Origin of the sequence: Vibrio sp. 05-20-BW147, from assembly GCF_013369385.1 — a bacterium.
In the GTDB taxonomy this organism is placed as follows: Bacteria; Pseudomonadota; Gammaproteobacteria; order Enterobacterales; family Vibrionaceae; genus Vibrio; species Vibrio floridensis.
Window position 1 is genome coordinate 51,560 of sequence record NZ_SZTO01000017.1, and the last position, 19,078, is coordinate 70,637.

Genomic DNA, 19,078 nt, shown 5'->3' on the forward strand with positions numbered 1-19,078 from the left:
GAAAACTCATCACCCGCGGTGGCTAGAATCCGTGGGTTCTAGCAAGACAGCTGACCATCAAATACATGGGTCGCAGGTCCCGTCATATAAAGTGGCGTACCAGGCCCCTTCCAGTGAATGAGCAAATCGCCGCCAGGCAAACTCACGGTGACGTTTTCATCCAACAAGCCTTGTAAGATGCCGACCGCCACCGCGCCACACGCGCCGCTGCCACAAGCCTGCGTTTCACCCGCACCACGCTCATACACGCGCAGGCGAATCTGTTCACGATTGACCACTTGCATAAATCCGGCATTGACGCGCTCAGGGAAACGCTCATGCGATTCAAGCAATGGACCTAACGTCTCCACTTCCGCGCTATCAACGTCATCCACCACTGTCACGACATGTGGATTGCCCATGCTCACCGCACCGCAAAACAGCGTTTTTTCGCCAACACGCATAATGTAGGTTTTCTCTTTTTGCTTGGCGCGGAAAGGGATTTTGTTCGGTTCAAACTCTGGCACACCCATGTTAACGGTGATTTCATCGTCTTCTTCCACATCAAGAATCATTTTGCCTTTCTTGGTGCTGACACTGATGCTGTATTTATTGGTCAGCCCTTTCATGCGAACAAAGCGAGCAAAACAGCGCGCGCCATTGCCACACTGTTCCACTTCACTGCCATCAGCATTGAAAATACGATAGTGGAAATCCGTCTCAGGATCGTAAGGTGCTTCCACCACCAGCAGTTGGTCAAAACCAACGCCAGTATGACGATCCGCCAAACGGCGGATCAGCTCTTGAGAGAAGTAAACGTTTTGAGTAATGCAGTCGACCACCATAAAGTCGTTACCCAAACCGTGCATTTTAGAAAAATGGAAATGCATAAAAAGCTCGTTACTCCGGAAGAATGTGTTCTAGTTCCCACAAGCTACGCAATTCTTCGCGCTGGCGTACCAGATAATGCTGTTTGCCATCCACCATCACTTCCGCCGCACGCGCACGAGTGTTGTAGTTGGACGACATGACAAAGCCATAAGCGCCCGCACTGCGAACCGCTAGCAAATCGTTCTCTGCCAACACCAGTGAACGGTCTTTACCGAGGAAGTCACCGGTTTCACAAATTGGCCCAACTAAGTCATAAGTCACCGCTTCGCCTTGACGCGGCTGAACGGGCACAATGTCTTGCCACGCTTGGTACAGCGCAGGGCGCATCAAATCGTTCATCGCTGCATCAATGATGGCGAAATTTTTGTGTTCGGTGTGCTTGAGAAATTCTACTTTGGTCAGCAATACGCCTGCGTTCGCAGCAATCGCACGTCCTGGTTCAAAAATCAGTTCCAAATCTTGGTGATTTTCTAAACGCCCCAACAGCGCTTTAGCGTATTCAGAAGGCTGAGGCGGCAATTCGTTGCGGTAGACCACGCCAAGGCCACCACCCACATCAAGGTGACGAATGTTGATGCCTTGCTCTTTTAAGTGATCGATCAAAGCCAGCAGGCGATCGGTCGCATCGATAAATGGGTCAATCGCAGTAAGCTGCGAGCCGATATGGCAGTCGATACCTTGGACGTTAAGGTTTGCTAGGCTTTGGGCAAATTGGTATACCGCAGGCGCGCGATCAAACGCAATACCAAACTTGTTGTCACGCAAACCAGTCGAGATATAAGGATGGGTCTTGGCGTCCACATCGGGATTAATGCGTAGTGAGATTGGCGCTTTCACACCTAACTCTCCCGCAACGCGGTTCAAACGCTCAAGTTCAGGTTCCGATTCGACGTTAAAGCACTTGATGTTGAGTTCAAGCGCACGGCGCATTTCCGCTTCGGTTTTGCCCACACCAGAGAACACCACTTTACGTGGGTCGCCGCCAGCGGCCAACACCCGCTCCAATTCACCACCGGATACGATGTCAAAACCAGAGCCTAATCGCGCCAAGGTGTTCAGTACCCCCAGGTTCGAGTTGGCTTTCACCGCATAACAAACCAGGTGAGGATGCCCTTCTACCGAGCGGTCAAACGCATGCCAGTGACGCTCTAGCGTCGCACGCGAATAAACATACAGAGGTGTGCCGTACTGCTCAGCCAGACTGGTTAAGGAAACCTCTTCCGCCCAGAGCTGACCATCGTCCTGATAATTGAAATAATCCAAAATTCACTTCCCTTATAATATGGTCGACTGCTAAATCAGTTGCGATGCCTACTGTGATTGCTCAGATTGTTGAGCGTCATCTGGAATGTACAAAGCGCCCGATTGACCACATCCGGCCAAGAGCGCTACCGACAAGGTTAACAGCACAGTAAGTATTTTTTTCATTTTGCATATCGTGATTATTGATTCAATGCCCCCTATAATCGCACCACACTCAGGAAAAGCAATAGGATAGATAGGATGAACAATACTGAATTTCATCAACTAGTGGATAACGAGCTGCAACTCATTGAAGAAGCGATTGATGAATCAGGCGCAGACATCGATTACGAAACCACGGGCAACGTGATGACGTTAGAATTTGATGACCGCAGCCAAATCATCATCAATCGCCAAGAGCCGATGCAAGAAATTTGGTTAGCCTCGAAATCCGGCGGTTTCCACTTCCAATACAAAGCGGGTCAGTGGATTTGCTCCAAGACTGGCGTTGAGTTTGCACACATGGTCAAACAAGAGTGTGAAAAGCACGCGGGTGAATCGATCGATTGGGCTTAAACCAACGTCGTCTCACACCAGCAACGCACAAACACAAAGAGCACCTTTCGGTGCTCTTTGTGTTTCGAGTAGAGTAAGACGCGTAGCTATCGTTAAGCCATTAAGTGGCTAGGTAACTCAGCGGCTAGGTAACTATACGTTGACCGCTTTTGACATCTTGGTTTGAGTACAGGCATCGTTACGATAAGGAATAATGTACGACTCCTGCCCTTCCTCTTGCGGATGAATGATTTGATAATACTGAGGCAAGTTGAAGTTAATGCATTTCGAGGCAACATGCTTGTCGTCTTTCACCGCGGTGTAGAAACTGTTCACACTGGCGATCATCTCATCTTTAGAGCCGCTAAACTGGTGATACACTTCCACTTGGTTGGCTTCGTCCAACACATAAATGTTGAAGCCTTTCTCCGTGTCTTCAAAGAAAAACTGAATCAAGCCTTCGCTGGCAAAACCATCCACTACAGGCGGCAGATGATAGTCGTCTTCACGATCCAGCATCAGCAGCGGTGAGCCTTTGAGTTTATTGGTAGAGATACTGCGATAAAAATCGACCGAGTTTTCTAACCTCTGTACCGACACGCCACGCCGTTCAAAGAACAAACCGTAAGTCTGGGCCGCCAAGCGAATCGCTTTAAAACGGCGACGCTTTTCTTGCTCCACCGGCTTAAGGCGCAAATCAATACATTCGGCCAACAGTTGATACACCATATTGCGCATCACACCACGCAAGTTTTTGCTGTAGCAGAATACATCCACCGACTCTGGCGGAATCGCGTCTTGGTGCATTTTGCCCAACACGGTTTTCAGTGCATCCAACATCGCGGTCTCACCACGGAAATGCAGGGTCCGCACTTCATGCCAAGAGTTGCGATAAACCAGATCGACACTGCCAATCAAACATTTCTGTTCCGCACCAAAACTGAAGATGTCGGCGTTCTTAAGATCGACTTTTAATGAGCGTCCAGACAGCTCAGCGGTTGGATCGTTTTCAAAATTGATGAACATCGCCAATTGGCTGATTTCACATGGGCTGGCTAACGCTTGCATGGTCGGACGGCGTTTACGCAGCGAGAAGGTATTACGCAGATCGCTCACCATCTGATAGAACTTATCGATGTCCAGTTGCGCTTCTTTTACTACCGCGTGTAAACGAGTGGACTCAGTGATCAAGCCATTAAAGAACGCCCACGCCACCAACTTACTTAAGTATTCATGATGCTCAAGATACGGCTGGCCCAAAATGCGGTGCGCAATCAGCGGTTGCTTATACAGATACCAGCCGGATTTATTGATGCGCCCTTGGCGCACTTCAATGAAGCTCAAATCGGGTTCGTGCAAGTCTGGGGAAATTTGTGGATTGAGCAGCGTCACCTTACCCGGCAACACTTCAAACGCCGCATAAAGCTTACGCGCAAGAATACTGATGTCCTGAGGGCTAATCGCCGAGGTAATATCGTTACGACGAGCAAACTGAATCAGGTTGCGGTAACTCTGCATCAAGGCATCAAGCAAAGCATGATGCACCACTTTGACCTGTTCCACTTTCCAGTTACGTCGGTTATCCAACTCCGCAATCACCGCCTGCGACCATTGCCATTGGCTGGTCAACTCACGCAACGCTTCGCGGCGCCACGCCACGGAACCGATACCCGGTTCACGCGAGAGTTTTTCATGGGTTTTGAGATAAAAGCAGCGACGCACCAGATCCAAACGTGTGTGGTCATTAATACGTTCGAGATAGCGAGTGACCTTCTCCAGCATCAGATAGTACGCATCCATCCCATAGAGATCTGGTTCATGAGCAAAGAAACGACGCTTACTGTCGATACTCAGCAATTGCGTGTGTGGGTATTCCCACGAATACGCTTCAAGCAAAATTGCCTTCAATACCGACTTGTATGGCGAGTCGATACTCTTGTAGAGCTGCCACAAGTTCGAACCAAAGTACTCTTCAGCCGGAATGCGGCTCAGTTGACCAAAATCGATCCACTCATTGCAATTGATGTGGCCACCACTGCACAGCTCTGCCACGTATTGTTCGTAGCACTCTTCCATCTCAGGCGGCACGATTTGCCACAACAAGCGCTGCCCAGCAAGACGTACCGCTGAACGATAAAACTCATCCAACAGCAACATATGCTGTGACGAACCACAGTTGTCACCCGTCATCTCTTCCGAGCGGTTGCTGCGGAAACGATCTTCATCCATCAAGAAAAAGTTGGCTTCTACGCCATGCATCTGCGCCCAATCGGTGATCAGTAAGCATTTATTGGCGAGGCTCTCTCTTTCGTCATGGCCCATTTGTGTAGGAATGCAGACCCAAATATCGAGATCACTGGAGGTGCTTTGGCCAATGGACGAGGTACTGCCCATGGTATAGAGACCAAGAATTTGTGCATGCGGCGCGCGAGGTAAGGACTGACCTAGGGTTAATTCCGTGTCATCAACAAACTGCTGTTGAATATCATTGAGCTTAAGCCCATGCACCCCAAAGGGAACATCAGCGTCAAAATAGCCGGGAATAGCGGGGTGATTAAAGTGCAGTAAAACCGGGATAAGGTGGAATACTTGCTGACTTTGCAAATCCATAAGCGCCAGCGCACGCTCGATGCGTTGCCGGTTGAGGGTATCTAATCGCTGGATTAATTTTTCGGTATAAGCCTGCAAGGGATATCCTTGGTTTCAATATTGAGACACGTCTGCATAAGTTTTGAGCCATCCTGGCTAAAAAACGTGATCAATTTAACACTTCCATCCGTATTGGTAAAGACAAATGCGCTGCATTCTTCACCACCACACTCGCGCTGGTGATAGGCAGAGCACGGCCTCAAACTCGGCGGCTAAGTGTCGCTTGTAATCTTTATAACTAATAATAGTCCATCCGCCAAATGAGAATCCAATCACACTATTTCAGTCTCACCTACCATTTCGTTAACGGTAGCATCAGTTCCACCAACTAACAGTAAGACTTTAGCAGTGAGAGTGGTAGGATTAGCCCAAATCAGAACGTTCAAGATATTGGGAAGACAATGACACACTCAACGCCAATCCGAATCGCAACACGCAAAAGCCCCCTCGCTCTATGGCAAGCCTACTACGTAAAAGATGCGCTACAGAAAGCCCATCCGGGCTTGGAAGTCGAGCTGGTGACCATGGTGACCAAAGGCGACGTGATTCTTGATACCCCTCTTGCCAAAGTGGGTGGCAAAGGCCTTTTTGTCAAAGAGCTCGAGGTGGCAATGCTGGAAGGTCGTGCTGACCTCGCCGTTCACTCGATGAAAGACGTGCCAGTGGATTTCCCGGAAGGTTTAGGTTTGGTGACGATTTGTGAGCGTGAAGATCCTCGCGATGCCTTTGTCTCAAACACCTACCATCATGTTGATGAACTGCCTCAAGGCGCGGTTGTCGGCACTTGTAGCTTGCGTCGTCAATGCCAATTGAAAGCCTATCGCCCAGATTTGGTGATCAAAGAACTGCGCGGCAACGTCGGCACTCGTTTAAGCAAACTCGATGCGGGTGAGTACGACGCGATCATTCTCGCGGCCGCTGGTCTGAAACGTCTTGAACTGGAAGAGCGCATCCGCAGCTTTATTGAGCCAGAACAATCGCTCCCTGCCGTAGGCCAAGGTGCTGTGGGCATTGAATGTCGTACTGACGATGAGCGTATTCTCAAGCTTCTCGAACCACTGAACCACGCCGATACGGCCGATCGCGTCAAATGCGAACGCGCCATGAACCTCACCTTAGAAGGCGGCTGCCAAGTGCCAATCGGTAGCTATGCGCTGCTTGAGGGTGATGAGATCTGGCTACGTGCTTTAGTGGGCGAGCCAGACGGCAGCGAAATCGTCCGTGGTGAAATTCGTGGCCCTCGCGCACAGGCGGAACAATTAGGCGTGCAATTGGCCAATCGACTGCTGGATGAGGGCGCCAGAGAGATCCTCACTAAGTTGTACCAAGACCACGAATAACATGGCGGTACTGGTAACAAGGCCAGCCGAGCAAGGCCAAGCGCTTTGCCAACTGCTTCAACAAGCTGGAGTCCCTGCACTCCAGCACCCTCTTATTGATATCGTTGCGAATAGCTCACTCAACACCCTCGCCAACGACCTGAAGCAAAGCGATGTGATCATCGCGGTGAGTCAACATGCGGTGCATTGCGCCGAACACATCCTCAAAGCACAGCAACAAAACTGGCCGCAAAACGCGCTTTACCTTGCCGTTGGTCAAAAAACCGCACACTATTTGAGCAAAGTTACCCACCAAGACGTAAACTACCCGACGGTCAGTGATAGCGAGCACCTCCTACAACTCCCAGAGTTCAATCGGATAGCCGGAAAACGCGTACTGATTCTACGCGGTAACGGCGGACGAGAACTGATACATCAGGCATTGAGCCAACGAGGGGCTGACGTCCGGTATTGTGAGACCTACCAGAGAGAATTGATCCCCTTTGATGCGGTAAGCTCTCTCACCTTATGGCGCGATCAGGGCGTCGACACTCTGATTGTCACCAGTGCAGAACAACTCGACTACCTCCACGCTCAAATGAGTGATGAGGGTAAATTTTGGTTATATCAACAACGCTTGCTGGTTCCCAGCGAACGTATTGCTGCCATTGCGACCCAACTTGGCTTTACTCAGGTTTGCAATGTAGGAAGTGCCTCGAACAAAGATTTACTGGCTGCTCTCCAGCCTAAGTAACACAGGACAAACTCATGACAAGTAAAAAAAATAACGAGCCAAATAAGCCTGAAGAAACAACTTCTCAACCAATAACCTCTGACGCCGCCACGCCAGAAACATCGAACACTGAATCGACTGCGTCCGTTTCAGCCGATGAACCAACAGTGACACCAACAACACCGCCACCAGCAGCCGCTACAAAGAAAGAAGATAAAAAACCGAGCCAAAAACTCAGTATCCTTGCCATCATCATTGCGTTGTTGGGCACTGGCGGCGTGGCGTTCCAGCTTCAACAGCAAAACAGCCAATATCAGGCACAAATCGCTGCGCTGCAAAATCAGTTGCAACAAACGCAAAGCGCGATGAGCACTGAGCTCAACCAAGTGAAGCAAGAGACCGTCGCCAAAGCGACTGAAGTCACTCACAAAGCAGAAGTGGTGCTGGCTCAGCAGCAGAAAAGCATCGAAAGCTTGCAACTTGCGATGGCGGACGTAAAAGGCCGTCGCCCGAACGATTGGTTATTGGCGGAAGCCGACTACCTCGTCAAACTGGCGGGCCGAAAACTGTTCCTTGAGCATGACGTCGTGAGCGCCACCAGCTTGATGGAAAGTGCCGACCAACGCATCGCAGCACTCAACGATCCAAGCCTCGTGCCTCTGCGTAAAGCGATGGCCAAAGACATTACCGATCTGAAAACCATTCCACTGATTGACCGCGATGGTTTAGTGCTGCGTTTGACCGCACTGCAACAACAAGTCGACCAATTGCCATTGGCAAATGCCATTCTGCCAGAAGCGAAAACCGTCGAGAAACAACAAGTCTCTGACGACATCAACAACTGGCAAAACAACTTAATGGCGTCGCTCAAAGCCTTCTCAGAGAACTTTATTACCTTCCGTACTCGCGATGGCAACGTCATTCCACTGTTGTCGCCAGAGCAGCACTTCTATCTGAAAGAGAACATCAAAGCGAAAATCGAAACCGCCATCAAAGCGGTCTATCAAGAACAAGGTGAGGTTTACACCACCTCACTCACCACCGCAGAAGCGTGGTCGCAAGCGTTCTTTAACCAAGATAATAACACGGTGAAAGAGTTTACTCAGTCGTTGAAACAGCTCAGCGAGCAAAAAATTCAGGTGCAATACCCTGTAAAACTGCAAACACAAAATCAATTGGCGGATGTGATTCGTGAACGTCTACGCCGTGAAGTCACTAGCATGACCAGCACGGAGGCGCAGCAATGATTCGTTTGATCTTCCTCTTTGTCGTGCTTGGTGCCGGGCTGTTTGTCGGTACCCAGTTTTCTGGCCAGCAGGGTTATGTGCTGATCTCGATCGCCAACACCACCATTGAAATGAGTGTCACCACCTTGGTGATCTTCATCGTTGCTGCGTTAGCCGGTTTGTTTGGCTTAGAATACTTAGTTAAAAAAGTACTCTATACCGGTTTCACTACGTGGAACTGGTTTAGCGTACGCAAAATGCGCCGCTCTCGTCGTTACACCAACGAAGGCATCATCAAGTTGCTGGAAGGCGACTGGAAAGGCGCAGAGAAGAAAGTGACACGCTGGGCCAACCATCATGACATGCCTCTGCTTTGTTACTTAGTGGCCTCAGAAGCAGCGGATGGCCAAGGTGACAAAGCCAAACGCGATCACTACTTGGCATTGGCTGCCGAGCAAGAAAATGCCTACTTGGCGGTAGAGCTAACCCGATCAAAGCAGTTGGTACGAGAGGGCGAATTTGCGCTGGCGTTTGATAGCTTGCAGTCTCTCAAAGGTCGCTACCCTAATAATCCGATTGTGCTGAACTTGCTCAAAACCACTTACCTAGAGCTCAAGTTATGGCAGCCTCTGATTGACCTCTTGCCAACACTCAACAAGCAAGCGTTGATCTCCCCAGAGGACGCCGAACAGATGCACCAACGAGCTCAGTGCGGTTTACTGGCCGACGTTGCTGGGCAGCAAGGCAGTGAAGGATTAATCAAACACTGGAATACGCTGCCACGCAAAGTCAAACAAGACCCACATTTGGTGGCCTGCTTTGCCAAACAGCTGATTAGCCGTAAAGCCGACCACGAAGCACTCACCGTGATCAAAGAAGCTCTGAAAAAATCGCCATCGCCAGAGCTGTATGCACTCCTGCCACAACTCAACCTTAGCGATGTGCATCCTGTGATTGTGATGCTCGAACAGAATGTGAAAAACGACAACCACAATGCCGAAGCGCACAGCGCACTGGCGCAGTTGTATTTCCGTGAAGGCAAATGGCCACAAGCACAGTCGCACTTTGAAACGGCCCTGAAAGTACGTTCGAGTGTTTCCGACTACGCTTTCCTAGCCGACGCGCTTGAGAAGCAAAACCTCAACAAAGCAGCGCATGAAGTGTCACGTAAAGCGCTGACGCTGGTACAAAATCACTGATTCTTGGTGAAAGAGATAACCTGTAAAAGCAAAGGGACGGTTGAACCGTCCCTTTGCTTTTTTATTTGTCTTTACTTGAGCTTACACCCACTGCCCCGCGACAAAGCCGCTCGACCAACACCACTGGAAATTGTAACCGCCAAGCCAACCTGTCACATCCATCACTTCGCCAATAAAGTACAGCCCTGGGACGGTTTTGCACTCCATGGTTTTTGAGGAAAGGTAATCGGTGTCCACACCGCCCAACGTGACTTCCGCCGTGCGGTAGCCCTCAGTGCCATTAGGCGCAATTTTCCAATGCTGCAGATACTCGACAATCTCTTGCAGCTCTTTTCCATTGTATTGCTTAAGAGGTTTGTCCGTCAGCTCGTTACGCTCGATCAATACTTCGATGAGGCGCTTAGGCAGCACTTTCGCCAGTGTGTTTTTCATGCTCTGGTTGGGGTGTTTTTCCAAATTGCGTTGCAGCAGCTCCAACACATCCACCTCGGGCACCAGATTAATGCTCACCGCTTGGCCTGCCTTCCAATACGAGGAGATTTGCAACACCGCAGGGCCAGATAAGCCGCGATGGGTAAACAGCAGTGCTTCTTTAAACAACGTACCGTCTTCTGCGGTGATCTCCGCCGGAATGGCAATTCCCGACAACTCAGCAAAATCTTCTTTGTCTTGCTTATGCAGCGTAAATGGCACTAAGCCTGCGGTGGTCGGCACCACTGGAATACCAAACTGCTCAGCGATTTTATAGCCGAAAGGGGTCGCGCCCAGTTTTGGCATCGATAAGCCACCCGTCGCCACCACCAGAGATTGGCATTCAAATGCCTCTGCGCCAGCACGCAGCACAAAACCTTGCTCGGTTTTCTCGATTTCGGTGAGTTGTACCTGGTAGCGCTGGGCAATGTTCGGCTGGTCACACTCACTCAGCAGCATGTTGACGATCTCTTTGGCAGAGTCGAGGCAGAACAGCTGACCATGGTCGCGCTCTTCAAACTCAATACCATATTTGTAGATCATCGAAATGAAGTCCCAGTTGCTGTACTGCGACAGGGCGGATTTGACGAAATGGGGATTCCGGCACAAGTAGTTTTTCGCCGAGACCTCATTGTTGGTGAAATTACAACGACCACCACCGGAGATGAGAATTTTGCGTCCTGGCTTTTTCGCGTGGTCAAGCACCAACACTTTGCGGCCACGACGGCCTGCCTCGGCAGCACACATCAATCCCGCCGCACCGGCGCCAATCACCACCACATCAAACTTGTTACTCATGCTGGAAAATCTCTCTGACAATAAAAAAGGATGTGCAGTTGGCACATCCTTACTTTTTCGCCGCTATTCTAACGGCAAAGTGGGTTATTTTCCAAGCACTGGCTACAGAAGAAATGCAGCCAACAAAGTCACACCGGTCAAGCTTACACTCAGGACGAATAACTCTCTTACCCGATCGCATTTCCCAGTAAAAACTTCATCGTGATGATGGTGGTACTCTTTGCTTTTCAGATAGTGGTAGAGTCGCACCTGTTTGGTGACATTGCCGTGAGTGGTAAAAAATCCGTTACCATCCACTTGTTGATATAACAGTGGATGCGCTTCACGCATGATATAAATCAGTGAACGAAGAGCGGTAAGATAACGAGCGAGGTTAACCCCCGTTACCACCATAAGCGCAAACAGGATAATATCTCCATTGATCATCTTTTCCTCCCTACATCTTCATCAATGCTCAAGAGAAAAAGACAATCAATGTCTTTCTAACCCGCTAACGGAAACTGGCTGTTCCGTTAAGCTGCTGGAGCATCCATGATTGAAGATGAACCTTCTTTCGCCATTTGTGCCAGATCTTTATCGATGAAGAACAGGGCTTTGCCGTCTTCACCAACAAGTTCAATTTTATCCAAAATCCCTTTGAACAATTTTTCTTCTTCGTGCTGCTCTGCGACATACCACTGCAGGAAGTTAAAGGTTGAATAATCCTGACTGGTAAACGCAACATGAGCGAGCTTATTAATCTGCTGAGTGATCATTTGTTCATGTTCATACGTTTCGCGGAACACTTCACCCAAGCTTGCAAAATCATGTTTTGGTGCTGCAATCGCGCCTAGAATCGGTAATGCACCCGTCTCGCTGACGTAAGTGAACAGGCGTTGCATGTGTTGCATCTCTTCCACAGCGTGCACTCTTAAAAACTGTGCTGCGCCATCAAATCCTTTATCTTCACACCAAGCACTCATTTGTAAGTATAGATTGGATGAGAAAAATTCCAGATTAATTTGCGCATTCAATTGTTCGACCATAGTCTGAGACAGCATGAGGACTCCTGATTGTTTGTATCCGTTTTGAGCTACTATACCACGAAAATTTCGATAACTCTTTGTTACATGGAATTGGATCTGAGATCCCTTTGGCAAAAAACTCTTCACCTAAGTGCTATGTTTTAACTATACCCACGAGGGAAAATGATAAAGGAGAGCACACCATGAGTTATCAACACATATTAGTCGCTGTTGATCTTTCTGACGACAGCAAGCTATTGATCGATAAAGCCGTTTCTTTAGCAAAAGCTTTAGAAGCGAAAGTATCCTTTATCCATATCGATGTGAATTATGCCGAGCTGTACACCGGCCTTATCGACATCAACATGGCCGAAGCACAGCATCAGGCGATGGAGGCGTCTCGCACTCAATTAGGCAATCTCGCGGATTACGCCAACTACCCGATCACTCATACCTTGGTCGGCAGCGGCGATTTAAGCAATGAACTGTGTGACACCATTGGTGAGTACCAAGTGGATTTGCTGGTGTGCGGTCACCACCAAGATTTTTGGAGTAAACTGCTCTCTTCTACTCGTCAACTGATCAACTGCTCTCCGGTTGATATGTTGGTTGTACCACTTAAAGAGTGATTTTGCTTTTGCCCTTCTCGGCAAATCGGTAGACTGCGGACATTGGTTATTTACTCGTTATCACTATGTTTTATCTCTCCGCAGTCACCCTGTTATGGGCATTTTCATTTAGCTTGATTGGCGTTTACCTCGCCGGTCAGGTGGATTCTTGGTTTTCGGTGCTGATGCGCGTGGCACTCGCCAGCGTCGTGTTTGTTCCTTTCCTCAAATTCAAAGGGGTCAGCAAGCGTCTTATCGGTCAATTAATGGTGGTCGGCGGCTTCCAGCTCGGCTTGATGTACTGCTTCTATTACCAATCGTTTCTGCTGCTGTCAGTTCCTGAAGTGTTGCTGTTCACCGTCTTTACGCCGATCTACGTCACGCTGATCTACGATTTGCTGCATGGGCGTTTCTCTCCTTGGTATTTGGTGACGGCCATCATCGCCGTATTGGGTGCCGTCTTTATCAAATTTGCCACCATTAACCCGAACTTCTTGTTGGGCTTTTTGGTGGTGCAAGGGGCCAACCTCTGTTTTGCCATTGGCCAAGTGGGCTACAAATACATTATGGAGAAAGAGCAACTCGAGTTGCCACAACACACGGTATTTGGTTACTTCTACCTTGGCGCACTGTGTGTGGCCTTGGTGGCGTTTGCTTTAATGGGCAATCCGAGCAAGCTGCCCACCACCGAACTGCAATGGGGCATTTTGATTTACTTAGGCCTGATTGCATCTGGCTTGGGCTATTTTGCCTGGAACAAAGGGGCAACCTTGGTCAATGCTGGTGCTTTGGCGGTAATGAACAACGCTTTGGTGCCTGCTGGGCTTATCGTCAACATCGTGATTTGGAATCGCGATGTCGATTTGCTGCGCCTAACATTGGGCGGCGGGGTCATTCTGTTTTCGCTGTGGCTGAATGAAACTTGGGTCAAAGCCAAAGTGGAACGCGACTTTGCTCGCAAAGCGTCACAAGCCTAGCCCTTATCTCGCCTAGCGCCCTGCTTCAATGGTCCACATGCACTCAGCCCACCATTCGGTGGGCTGAGTCGTTATTCTTGCTTGAGTACGCTTAGTGCACTTGCTCGGCACTGCCTTGCAATACTTGTTTGTGGCTTAACACTCGTAAAATGCCGTTGTATTTGTTGAGTTTTCCTTCCAACTTCTCACGCTTTTGCAGTTGTTTGACTTTTTGCTTGGCTAACTTCGCCAGTTTCTTATGGTATTTGCGCTGTTTTTTCAGCGCCTTTTTGGCTTGCTTAAGTTGTTTTTTACCCAGTGATGGCAAATTAATGTCAAACGCACTCACCGACTCCGCCGTCAGTAATGTTTGCGGACGTTGATTCTCGGCTATCGACGTTGGCGAGGGTAACGTGGCAGCCTTTACCGCCAAGGGTTTGGTTTTCGATTTTAGACTCGGAATGGCTTGTGGCTTACACAGCGAATTTTTCGATGAAGACGCACGCGCACAAGAACGGCAAAGGTATTTAGGCGCTGCAACCAACTGATGAATCTCACCCAATTGACTGGCGATCTCTCTTCTATCCATCTTACAAAAGCGTTTTGTCATGCGACTACTCCAACACAAACCATGTCTGCACATTACCGATAGTTTGAATAATAATAATTCTTAGTTAGATATACAGCGAGTGCGGCAAATTGGCAAGCGCAGAAATGTGAGACTTTCTGCGCGACAGAAAAGAAAAGGAGAGATTGAGGGGAAAAGCGCTTAACTCATCGACGCGTTGACATAGACGTCAAAACGGTTCTTTTTGGTCTCAATCGCCATGCTGGGTTGAACGCCATCGAGCCACTCTGCATAGTCTGGGCGCTTCACCACCACACGCTTGGTCGCCAATGCTAACGCCGGTGTGAGCAGCGCATCGGCATCGGTATCTGCCCCAACCAAAGATTGAAACACGCGCATCTCTTTTTTCACTAAGGCGGTTTTCTTTTTGTTTTCAGGATGCGGGTACATGGGGTCCAGATAGACCACATCGGGACGAACAAATTCGGCATCGCTGGCTAACGCCGCGAGCGCATCGTGGCTTGACGCGTGCAGCAGTGACATACGCTCACTCACCCAAGCACCGATTTCATCATCTTTTTTCGCTCTGGTTAAGCCATCGTCGAGCAAAGCGGCCACAACGGGGTTGCGCTCCACCATCTGCACCTTGCACCCAAGCGAGGCTAAAACAAACGCATCACGCCCAAGCCCTGCCGTGCCATCCAAAACCGTCGGTGTCGCCCCTTTGTTGAGCCCCGCGGCTTTGGCAATGGCTTGCCCTTTACCTCCACCAAACTTGCGTCGATGCGCAACCGCACCGCCTGCCAAATCGACATAAATTGCCCCCAGCTTAGGTTCATCAAGCTTACGCAACTCCAAACGCTCGAACGTCAGCACAAGAGCGAAATGGCTGTCTGCATCGTGGGTCAGTTGCCATTTGCTGGCAATGGCGTCGAGATAAGGCTGTAAAGCCACATCTTCACAAATCAGTTGTAGTTGCACAGGGTGCTCCGAAAAATCGTCATGGATGAGGAACTGGCTGGCGAGTTTACCGCAAGCAAGGCTGGAACTGTAGCGATTCCATCGGCCCTAAACAGGGCGATGCATTCACTCAAGCGCTACCTCGCTGTGTTAGTTCGGCCTGCCATTGTGCCACCAGCTCTGCCAATGGCGTTGGGTAACCCATCACGTAGCCTTGGGCGTAATCCACCCCAAGTTCTGTCAGTAACGCGACAATTTCACTGTTTTCAACGAACTCAGCTACCGTTTGCTTACCCATTTGCTGCGCCAGTTCATTGATGGCTCGCACCATGATGTGATCGCTCTCATTGCGATGCATGTCCTGCACAAAAATGCCGTCGATTTTCACCACATCGACGGGCAATTGCTTGAGATAGCCAAACGATGACAGCCCAGAACCAAAATCATCCAACGCAATCAAGCAGCCCAGCGCTTTCACTTGAGCGAAAAACTCCATCGCCAAGCTGATGTTTTTCATCGCGGCCGTTTCGGTGATTTCCCAACAAATTTTATCGCACGGTAAGACGGTGTTTTCCAATCGATCGAGCAGGAACATCATGAATTCTGGGTTACCCATCGAGTGTCCAGAAAGGTTAATTGAACAACGATCAAGCTGCGCCACGACCTCAGGATGAGCTTCAAGCCAGTTAAAGGTTTGGGTCACGACCTGTTCATCAATCAAATGCGCGATGTTGTAGCGCTCTGAAGCTGGCATAAAAATCGCGGGAGAAAGATACTGCCCTTGCTCATCACGTATTCGGCTCAAAATCTCAAAGTGCATGGTAGAGCGTTCTTGACTGAGTGGAATAATACGCTGAGCAAACAGTTCTAAACGGTTATTGGCCAGGGCTTCATGGACTAGGTTGACACTTTCCATTTCTTGCTGGCGTCGCTGCAGTTCTTCGCTGTCCAAGCTAAACAGTTTAAAGCGATTGCGCCCCTGCTCTTTAGCGGCGTGACAGGCCGTGTCTGCCTGCGCATGCACCATTTGTGGCGATTCGGCCGTATGGTCAATCATACGAATGCCAATTGAGCAGGTTAGGTTTATTTGCACTTTTTCCCAGATGAAAGGCTGGCTGCTTAATGTGGCAATGATGGTTTTCGCCACACCGATGGCGGTGTGTTCATTGCTGTCTTTGAGTAAGACAGCAAATTCATCGCCACCTAAGCGCGCCAAAATCGCGGTATGTGGCAACACTTCTTCCAACATGCTGGCGCAAAATTGAATTGCCCCATCCCCCGCATCATGCCCTGCGGTATCATTAAGCACTTTAAGCTGATCCAAATCGATGTAGAGCATCGCATGCACACGGCGATGACTTTCCACCTCGCGCAGCGCGCGTTTGAGTTCAATATCAAATTGGTTGCGATTAAAGGTATCGGTCAACAAATCGTATTTGGCTTGATATTCCAACTGGCGTGCCAACTGTTTGTTGTGGGAGATGTCTTCACCAACGATCAAAATTTGCCCAGACTCGGTCAATGGGCGAATGTTTTCTCTCAGCCAAACGGCACTGCCATCTTGATGACGATATTCGATTTCGCGTCGCCATACCCCTTGTAAAATTGGCGTAGGTTGCAGCAGCATTTGTCTTGGCGTCATTGCTTGCTGATCAATATAGAAGTCTTGTAGTAGATGTCCCATCATCTCGAGTTGCTCATAGCCTAAAAGCTGCTGAGCAAAACGGTTTACCTGCTGAATGCGGTTGTTTTTATCCAGCGTCACCATCATCACCGGCTGTTGCTCATAATAATTGCGTAAGTTGGACTCTCGTTTATAGAGCCTATCTTCCATTAACTTACGCGAGGTGATATCTCGAGCTTCAAAGAGAAATTGCGCCTCTTGACTACTGTCTGAATAAAGGGGCTTTAACGAGATTTCCAGCATGATGGAGCCCAGATTTCGACTCCAGATCTCAACCTCAAACGTTGAAAGCTGCGCGTTCGAATCACTGAAATAGTCCGCCAAACGCTTGGCTGATTCATCTTCCCAATGTTGATGTTGCCACAATGGGCGATCAACAGATGCGCCGTGGTCAAACAACAGCTCTTGTAATTGAGCATTACTCGAAATCACACAACCATTGCTGTCTAGAATCCCAATGTATTGCAAACTCTGGTCGAAAATAGACTCGAGCATCGACTGACTCTCACGCGCCAACGTTTCGCTCTGTTGAATGCGGCGCAAGTAATAGACCAACAGCACAATCACCAGCAGCAACATCACAAATACCGAGCTGTAGAGACGGATCTCTTGCGCGTAACGCACCGAAAATGGCTCGGGTTTATTGACCAACACCGAGGCTGGCTCGCCTTCCACCCCTAACTTCCAGCGCGCCACGGCTTGATAATCCAGTTTGATGTCAGGCTCCACCACCTTCACTTTCGGTAAAGGTGAGGCGGGTGAGTCCAGCACTTGGTTCAACACTTCACCCGTGGCAAAGCCTTGCTTGTAACCACTTTGAATCACGCCACCGACCGCACCATGACCAAGACCGAGATCGTGCACCATGTAGATCGGTGCTCTGCTGACGCGATTGAGCTCCTGCCAATCGTCATCATCACTCAACGTACCATCGGCATCGCGGTAATAAGCCCAAAACAGCACTGCGCTGTCTAAATCGAGCGTTTGCACACGCTCAATCAACTCGGCCACCGTATTCGGCACTAAATGCTGCACTTTTTGCTGATACTCAGGATAGCGGGACAAAAACTTGTCCACCTGCGCGCGCAGCGCGACACCCGTGATCGAATGGTCCGTCACCACAAAAATTTGCTGTGCTTGGGGCTGTAAACGCTCAATCAGCGACACGTTCGACAGCAGATCAATATCTTCAATCACGCCAGTGGCATTCAAACCCGTGTGCAATTCTGGCGTGTAATTATTAATGCCACCAAAAATCACCGGCGTGCCCGCCAGTGGCTCCGCCAAACGCTGCATCAACTGCAGTGCAACGTTATCGCTCACCACAATCGCATCAAAACGTTCTTGTGCCACTTTGGTTTTGTAGAGAAAGTAAAGCTGATTGAGAAAGCTGGCGCTTTGATTGCGTTTGGTGTCGAGATAAAGCACACGCAGAGTCATGTCGCGCTCACCGAGTGTTTGTGCGAGGCCAAGTTGGAAGGAGTCTGTCCAAAAGAAACCTTGGTGGTAAGAGTGCACCACTAAAATATTTTTCTCATGGGCACTTGCCCAAAAGCTGCATAGCATTATCAACATGGAAAAATAAAATCGCACTGGCTCACCGTCCTCTCATTCAGCCTATGAGCAAAAAACCTTGATTGTGAAAGATAAGCTGCCCTTGTTAGTATTATACCCATATGCTGATTAGAAAAGGGACAGACAATGCATTCAGCCAATACCAAGATTGATGATTTGGATCGCGCTATATTGAAAACGCTGATGGCGGACGCGAAAACGCCTTATGCAGAGATGGCTAAGCAGTTCAACGTCAGCCCTGCCACCATTCACGTGCGCATCGAAAAGATGAAAGCGGCGGAGATCATTGAAGGTACCGAAGTGGTGGTCAACACCAAAAAACTCGGCTACGACGTGTGCTGTTTTATCGGCATCAACCTCAATGCGGCGCGCGACTATCATTCCGCGCTGGAAAAACTCAACGCATTGGATGAAGTGGTGGAAGCGTATTACACCACGGGCGCGTACAACATCTTCGTCAAACTGATGTGTAAGTCGATTGAAGAGCTGCAATTTGTGCTGATCGACAAACTGCAAGCGATCGACGAAGTGCAATCGACCGAAACGCTGATTTCGCTGCAAAACCCGATCAATCGCAACGTCAATCCTTAGCTCGCAACAAACTTAGCGCACCGCAAAAAAAACAAGGCCAGCCGTTGGGCTGACCTTGTGATATTGAGTT

18 protein-coding genes are annotated in these 19,078 nt (G+C 49.3%); 8 read left to right on the forward strand and 10 right to left on the reverse strand.

Going from position 1 to position 19,078, the window contains the following annotated elements; translation table 11 throughout:
* Window positions 1-38: 38 nt before the first annotated feature.
* From dapF to FC652_RS15395, 3 genes are read right to left on the reverse strand one after another with little or no spacing between them, the layout of a single operon-like run.
* Window positions 39-869: a diaminopimelate epimerase gene (gene dapF / locus FC652_RS15385; protein ID WP_176299291.1), complete on the reverse strand. Its 831-nt coding sequence runs from the start codon at window positions 867-869 to the stop codon at window positions 39-41.
* A 10-nt stretch (window positions 870-879) separates the two neighbouring features.
* Complete coding sequence (gene lysA, locus FC652_RS15390) at window positions 880-2,133, reverse strand: diaminopimelate decarboxylase (protein WP_176299292.1); 1,254 nt, start codon at window positions 2,131-2,133, stop codon at window positions 880-882.
* 48 nt (window positions 2,134-2,181) lie between these two features.
* The gene (locus tag FC652_RS15395; protein WP_039552105.1) at window positions 2,182-2,394 is read right to left on the reverse strand and encodes a lipoprotein; all 213 of its coding nucleotides are present in this window, start codon (window positions 2,392-2,394) and stop codon (window positions 2,182-2,184) included.
* Here FC652_RS15395 and cyaY point away from each other — a divergent pair.
* Window positions 2,374-2,688: an iron donor protein CyaY gene (cyaY, locus tag FC652_RS15400; protein ID WP_011079140.1), complete on the forward strand. Its 315-nt coding sequence runs from the start codon at window positions 2,374-2,376 to the stop codon at window positions 2,686-2,688. The two genes, FC652_RS15395 and cyaY, sit on opposite strands and share 21 nt — an antisense overlap.
* 132 nt (window positions 2,689-2,820) lie before the next feature.
* Here cyaY and FC652_RS15405 read toward each other — a convergent pair whose 3' ends face one another.
* On the reverse strand, window positions 2,821-5,355 hold the full coding sequence (locus tag FC652_RS15405) for a class I adenylate cyclase (RefSeq protein WP_176299293.1): 2,535 nt from the start codon (window positions 5,353-5,355) through the stop codon (window positions 2,821-2,823).
* Between the two features lie 362 nt (window positions 5,356-5,717).
* On the opposite strand from FC652_RS15405, the gene hemC reads away from it, so the two are divergent.
* The 4 genes from hemC to FC652_RS15425 are packed head-to-tail and all read left to right on the forward strand — an operon-like array spanning window position 5,718 to window position 9,793.
* Window positions 5,718-6,656 carry a hydroxymethylbilane synthase gene (hemC, locus tag FC652_RS15410; protein WP_108694244.1) on the forward strand — a complete coding sequence of 313 codons (939 nt, stop codon included), beginning with the start codon at window positions 5,718-5,720 and terminating at the stop codon, window positions 6,654-6,656.
* Between the two features lies 1 nt (window position 6,657).
* A complete protein-coding gene (locus FC652_RS15415; protein ID WP_108694245.1) occupies window positions 6,658-7,389 on the forward strand; it encodes a uroporphyrinogen-III synthase in 732 nt (243 codons plus the stop codon).
* Between the two features lie 14 nt (window positions 7,390-7,403).
* The gene (locus FC652_RS15420; protein WP_108694246.1) at window positions 7,404-8,615 is read left to right on the forward strand and encodes a uroporphyrinogen-III C-methyltransferase; all 1,212 of its coding nucleotides are present in this window, start codon (window positions 7,404-7,406) and stop codon (window positions 8,613-8,615) included.
* Complete coding sequence (locus FC652_RS15425) at window positions 8,612-9,793, forward strand: heme biosynthesis protein HemY (protein WP_176299294.1); 1,182 nt, start codon at window positions 8,612-8,614, stop codon at window positions 9,791-9,793. Before FC652_RS15420 ends, FC652_RS15425 begins: the two co-directional genes overlap by 4 nt.
* 81 nt (window positions 9,794-9,874) lie before the next feature.
* On the opposite strand, the gene FC652_RS15430 is transcribed toward FC652_RS15425, so the two are convergent.
* The 3 genes from FC652_RS15430 to ftnA form a co-directional block, all read right to left on the reverse strand.
* Complete coding sequence (locus FC652_RS15430; RefSeq protein WP_176299295.1) at window positions 9,875-11,062, reverse strand: NAD(P)/FAD-dependent oxidoreductase; 1,188 nt, start codon at window positions 11,060-11,062, stop codon at window positions 9,875-9,877.
* A gap of 102 nt (window positions 11,063-11,164) precedes the next feature.
* Window positions 11,165-11,488, reverse strand: a complete 324-nt coding sequence (gene uspB / locus FC652_RS15435) for a universal stress protein UspB (protein WP_011079133.1) — start codon at window positions 11,486-11,488, stop codon at window positions 11,165-11,167.
* 86 nt (window positions 11,489-11,574) lie between these two features.
* Window positions 11,575-12,102 (reverse strand): non-heme ferritin, encoded by a 528-nt coding sequence (ftnA, locus tag FC652_RS15440; RefSeq protein WP_011079132.1) that lies wholly within the window; start codon window positions 12,100-12,102, stop codon window positions 11,575-11,577.
* 167 nt (window positions 12,103-12,269) lie between these two features.
* On the opposite strand from ftnA, the gene uspA reads away from it, so the two are divergent.
* Both uspA and FC652_RS15450 read left to right on the forward strand, forming a co-directional pair.
* Window positions 12,270-12,695, forward strand: coding sequence for a universal stress protein UspA (gene uspA / locus FC652_RS15445; RefSeq protein WP_026050289.1), 426 nt, complete (start codon window positions 12,270-12,272; stop codon window positions 12,693-12,695).
* 65 nt (window positions 12,696-12,760) lie between these two features.
* A complete protein-coding gene (locus FC652_RS15450) occupies window positions 12,761-13,651 on the forward strand; it encodes a carboxylate/amino acid/amine transporter (RefSeq protein ID WP_176299296.1) in 891 nt (296 codons plus the stop codon).
* A gap of 91 nt (window positions 13,652-13,742) precedes the next feature.
* Here the strand turns inward: FC652_RS15450 and FC652_RS15455 are convergent, their stop codons facing one another.
* From FC652_RS15455 to FC652_RS15465, 3 genes are all read right to left on the reverse strand, one after another.
* Entirely contained in the window at window positions 13,743-14,240 is a 498-nt protein-coding gene (locus FC652_RS15455; protein WP_176299297.1) for a hypothetical protein, read from the reverse strand.
* Between the two features lie 159 nt (window positions 14,241-14,399).
* Window positions 14,400-15,179 (reverse strand): class I SAM-dependent methyltransferase, encoded by a 780-nt coding sequence (locus FC652_RS15460; RefSeq protein ID WP_176299298.1) that lies wholly within the window; start codon window positions 15,177-15,179, stop codon window positions 14,400-14,402.
* A gap of 109 nt (window positions 15,180-15,288) precedes the next feature.
* Complete coding sequence (locus FC652_RS15465) at window positions 15,289-18,417, reverse strand: bifunctional diguanylate cyclase/phosphodiesterase (RefSeq protein WP_176299299.1); 3,129 nt, start codon at window positions 18,415-18,417, stop codon at window positions 15,289-15,291.
* Window positions 18,418-18,543: 126 nt separating this feature from the next.
* On the opposite strand from FC652_RS15465, the gene asnC reads away from it, so the two are divergent.
* Complete coding sequence (gene asnC / locus FC652_RS15470) at window positions 18,544-19,008, forward strand: transcriptional regulator AsnC (protein ID WP_176299300.1); 465 nt, start codon at window positions 18,544-18,546, stop codon at window positions 19,006-19,008.
* The last annotated feature ends 70 nt before the right edge of the window (window positions 19,009-19,078 follow it).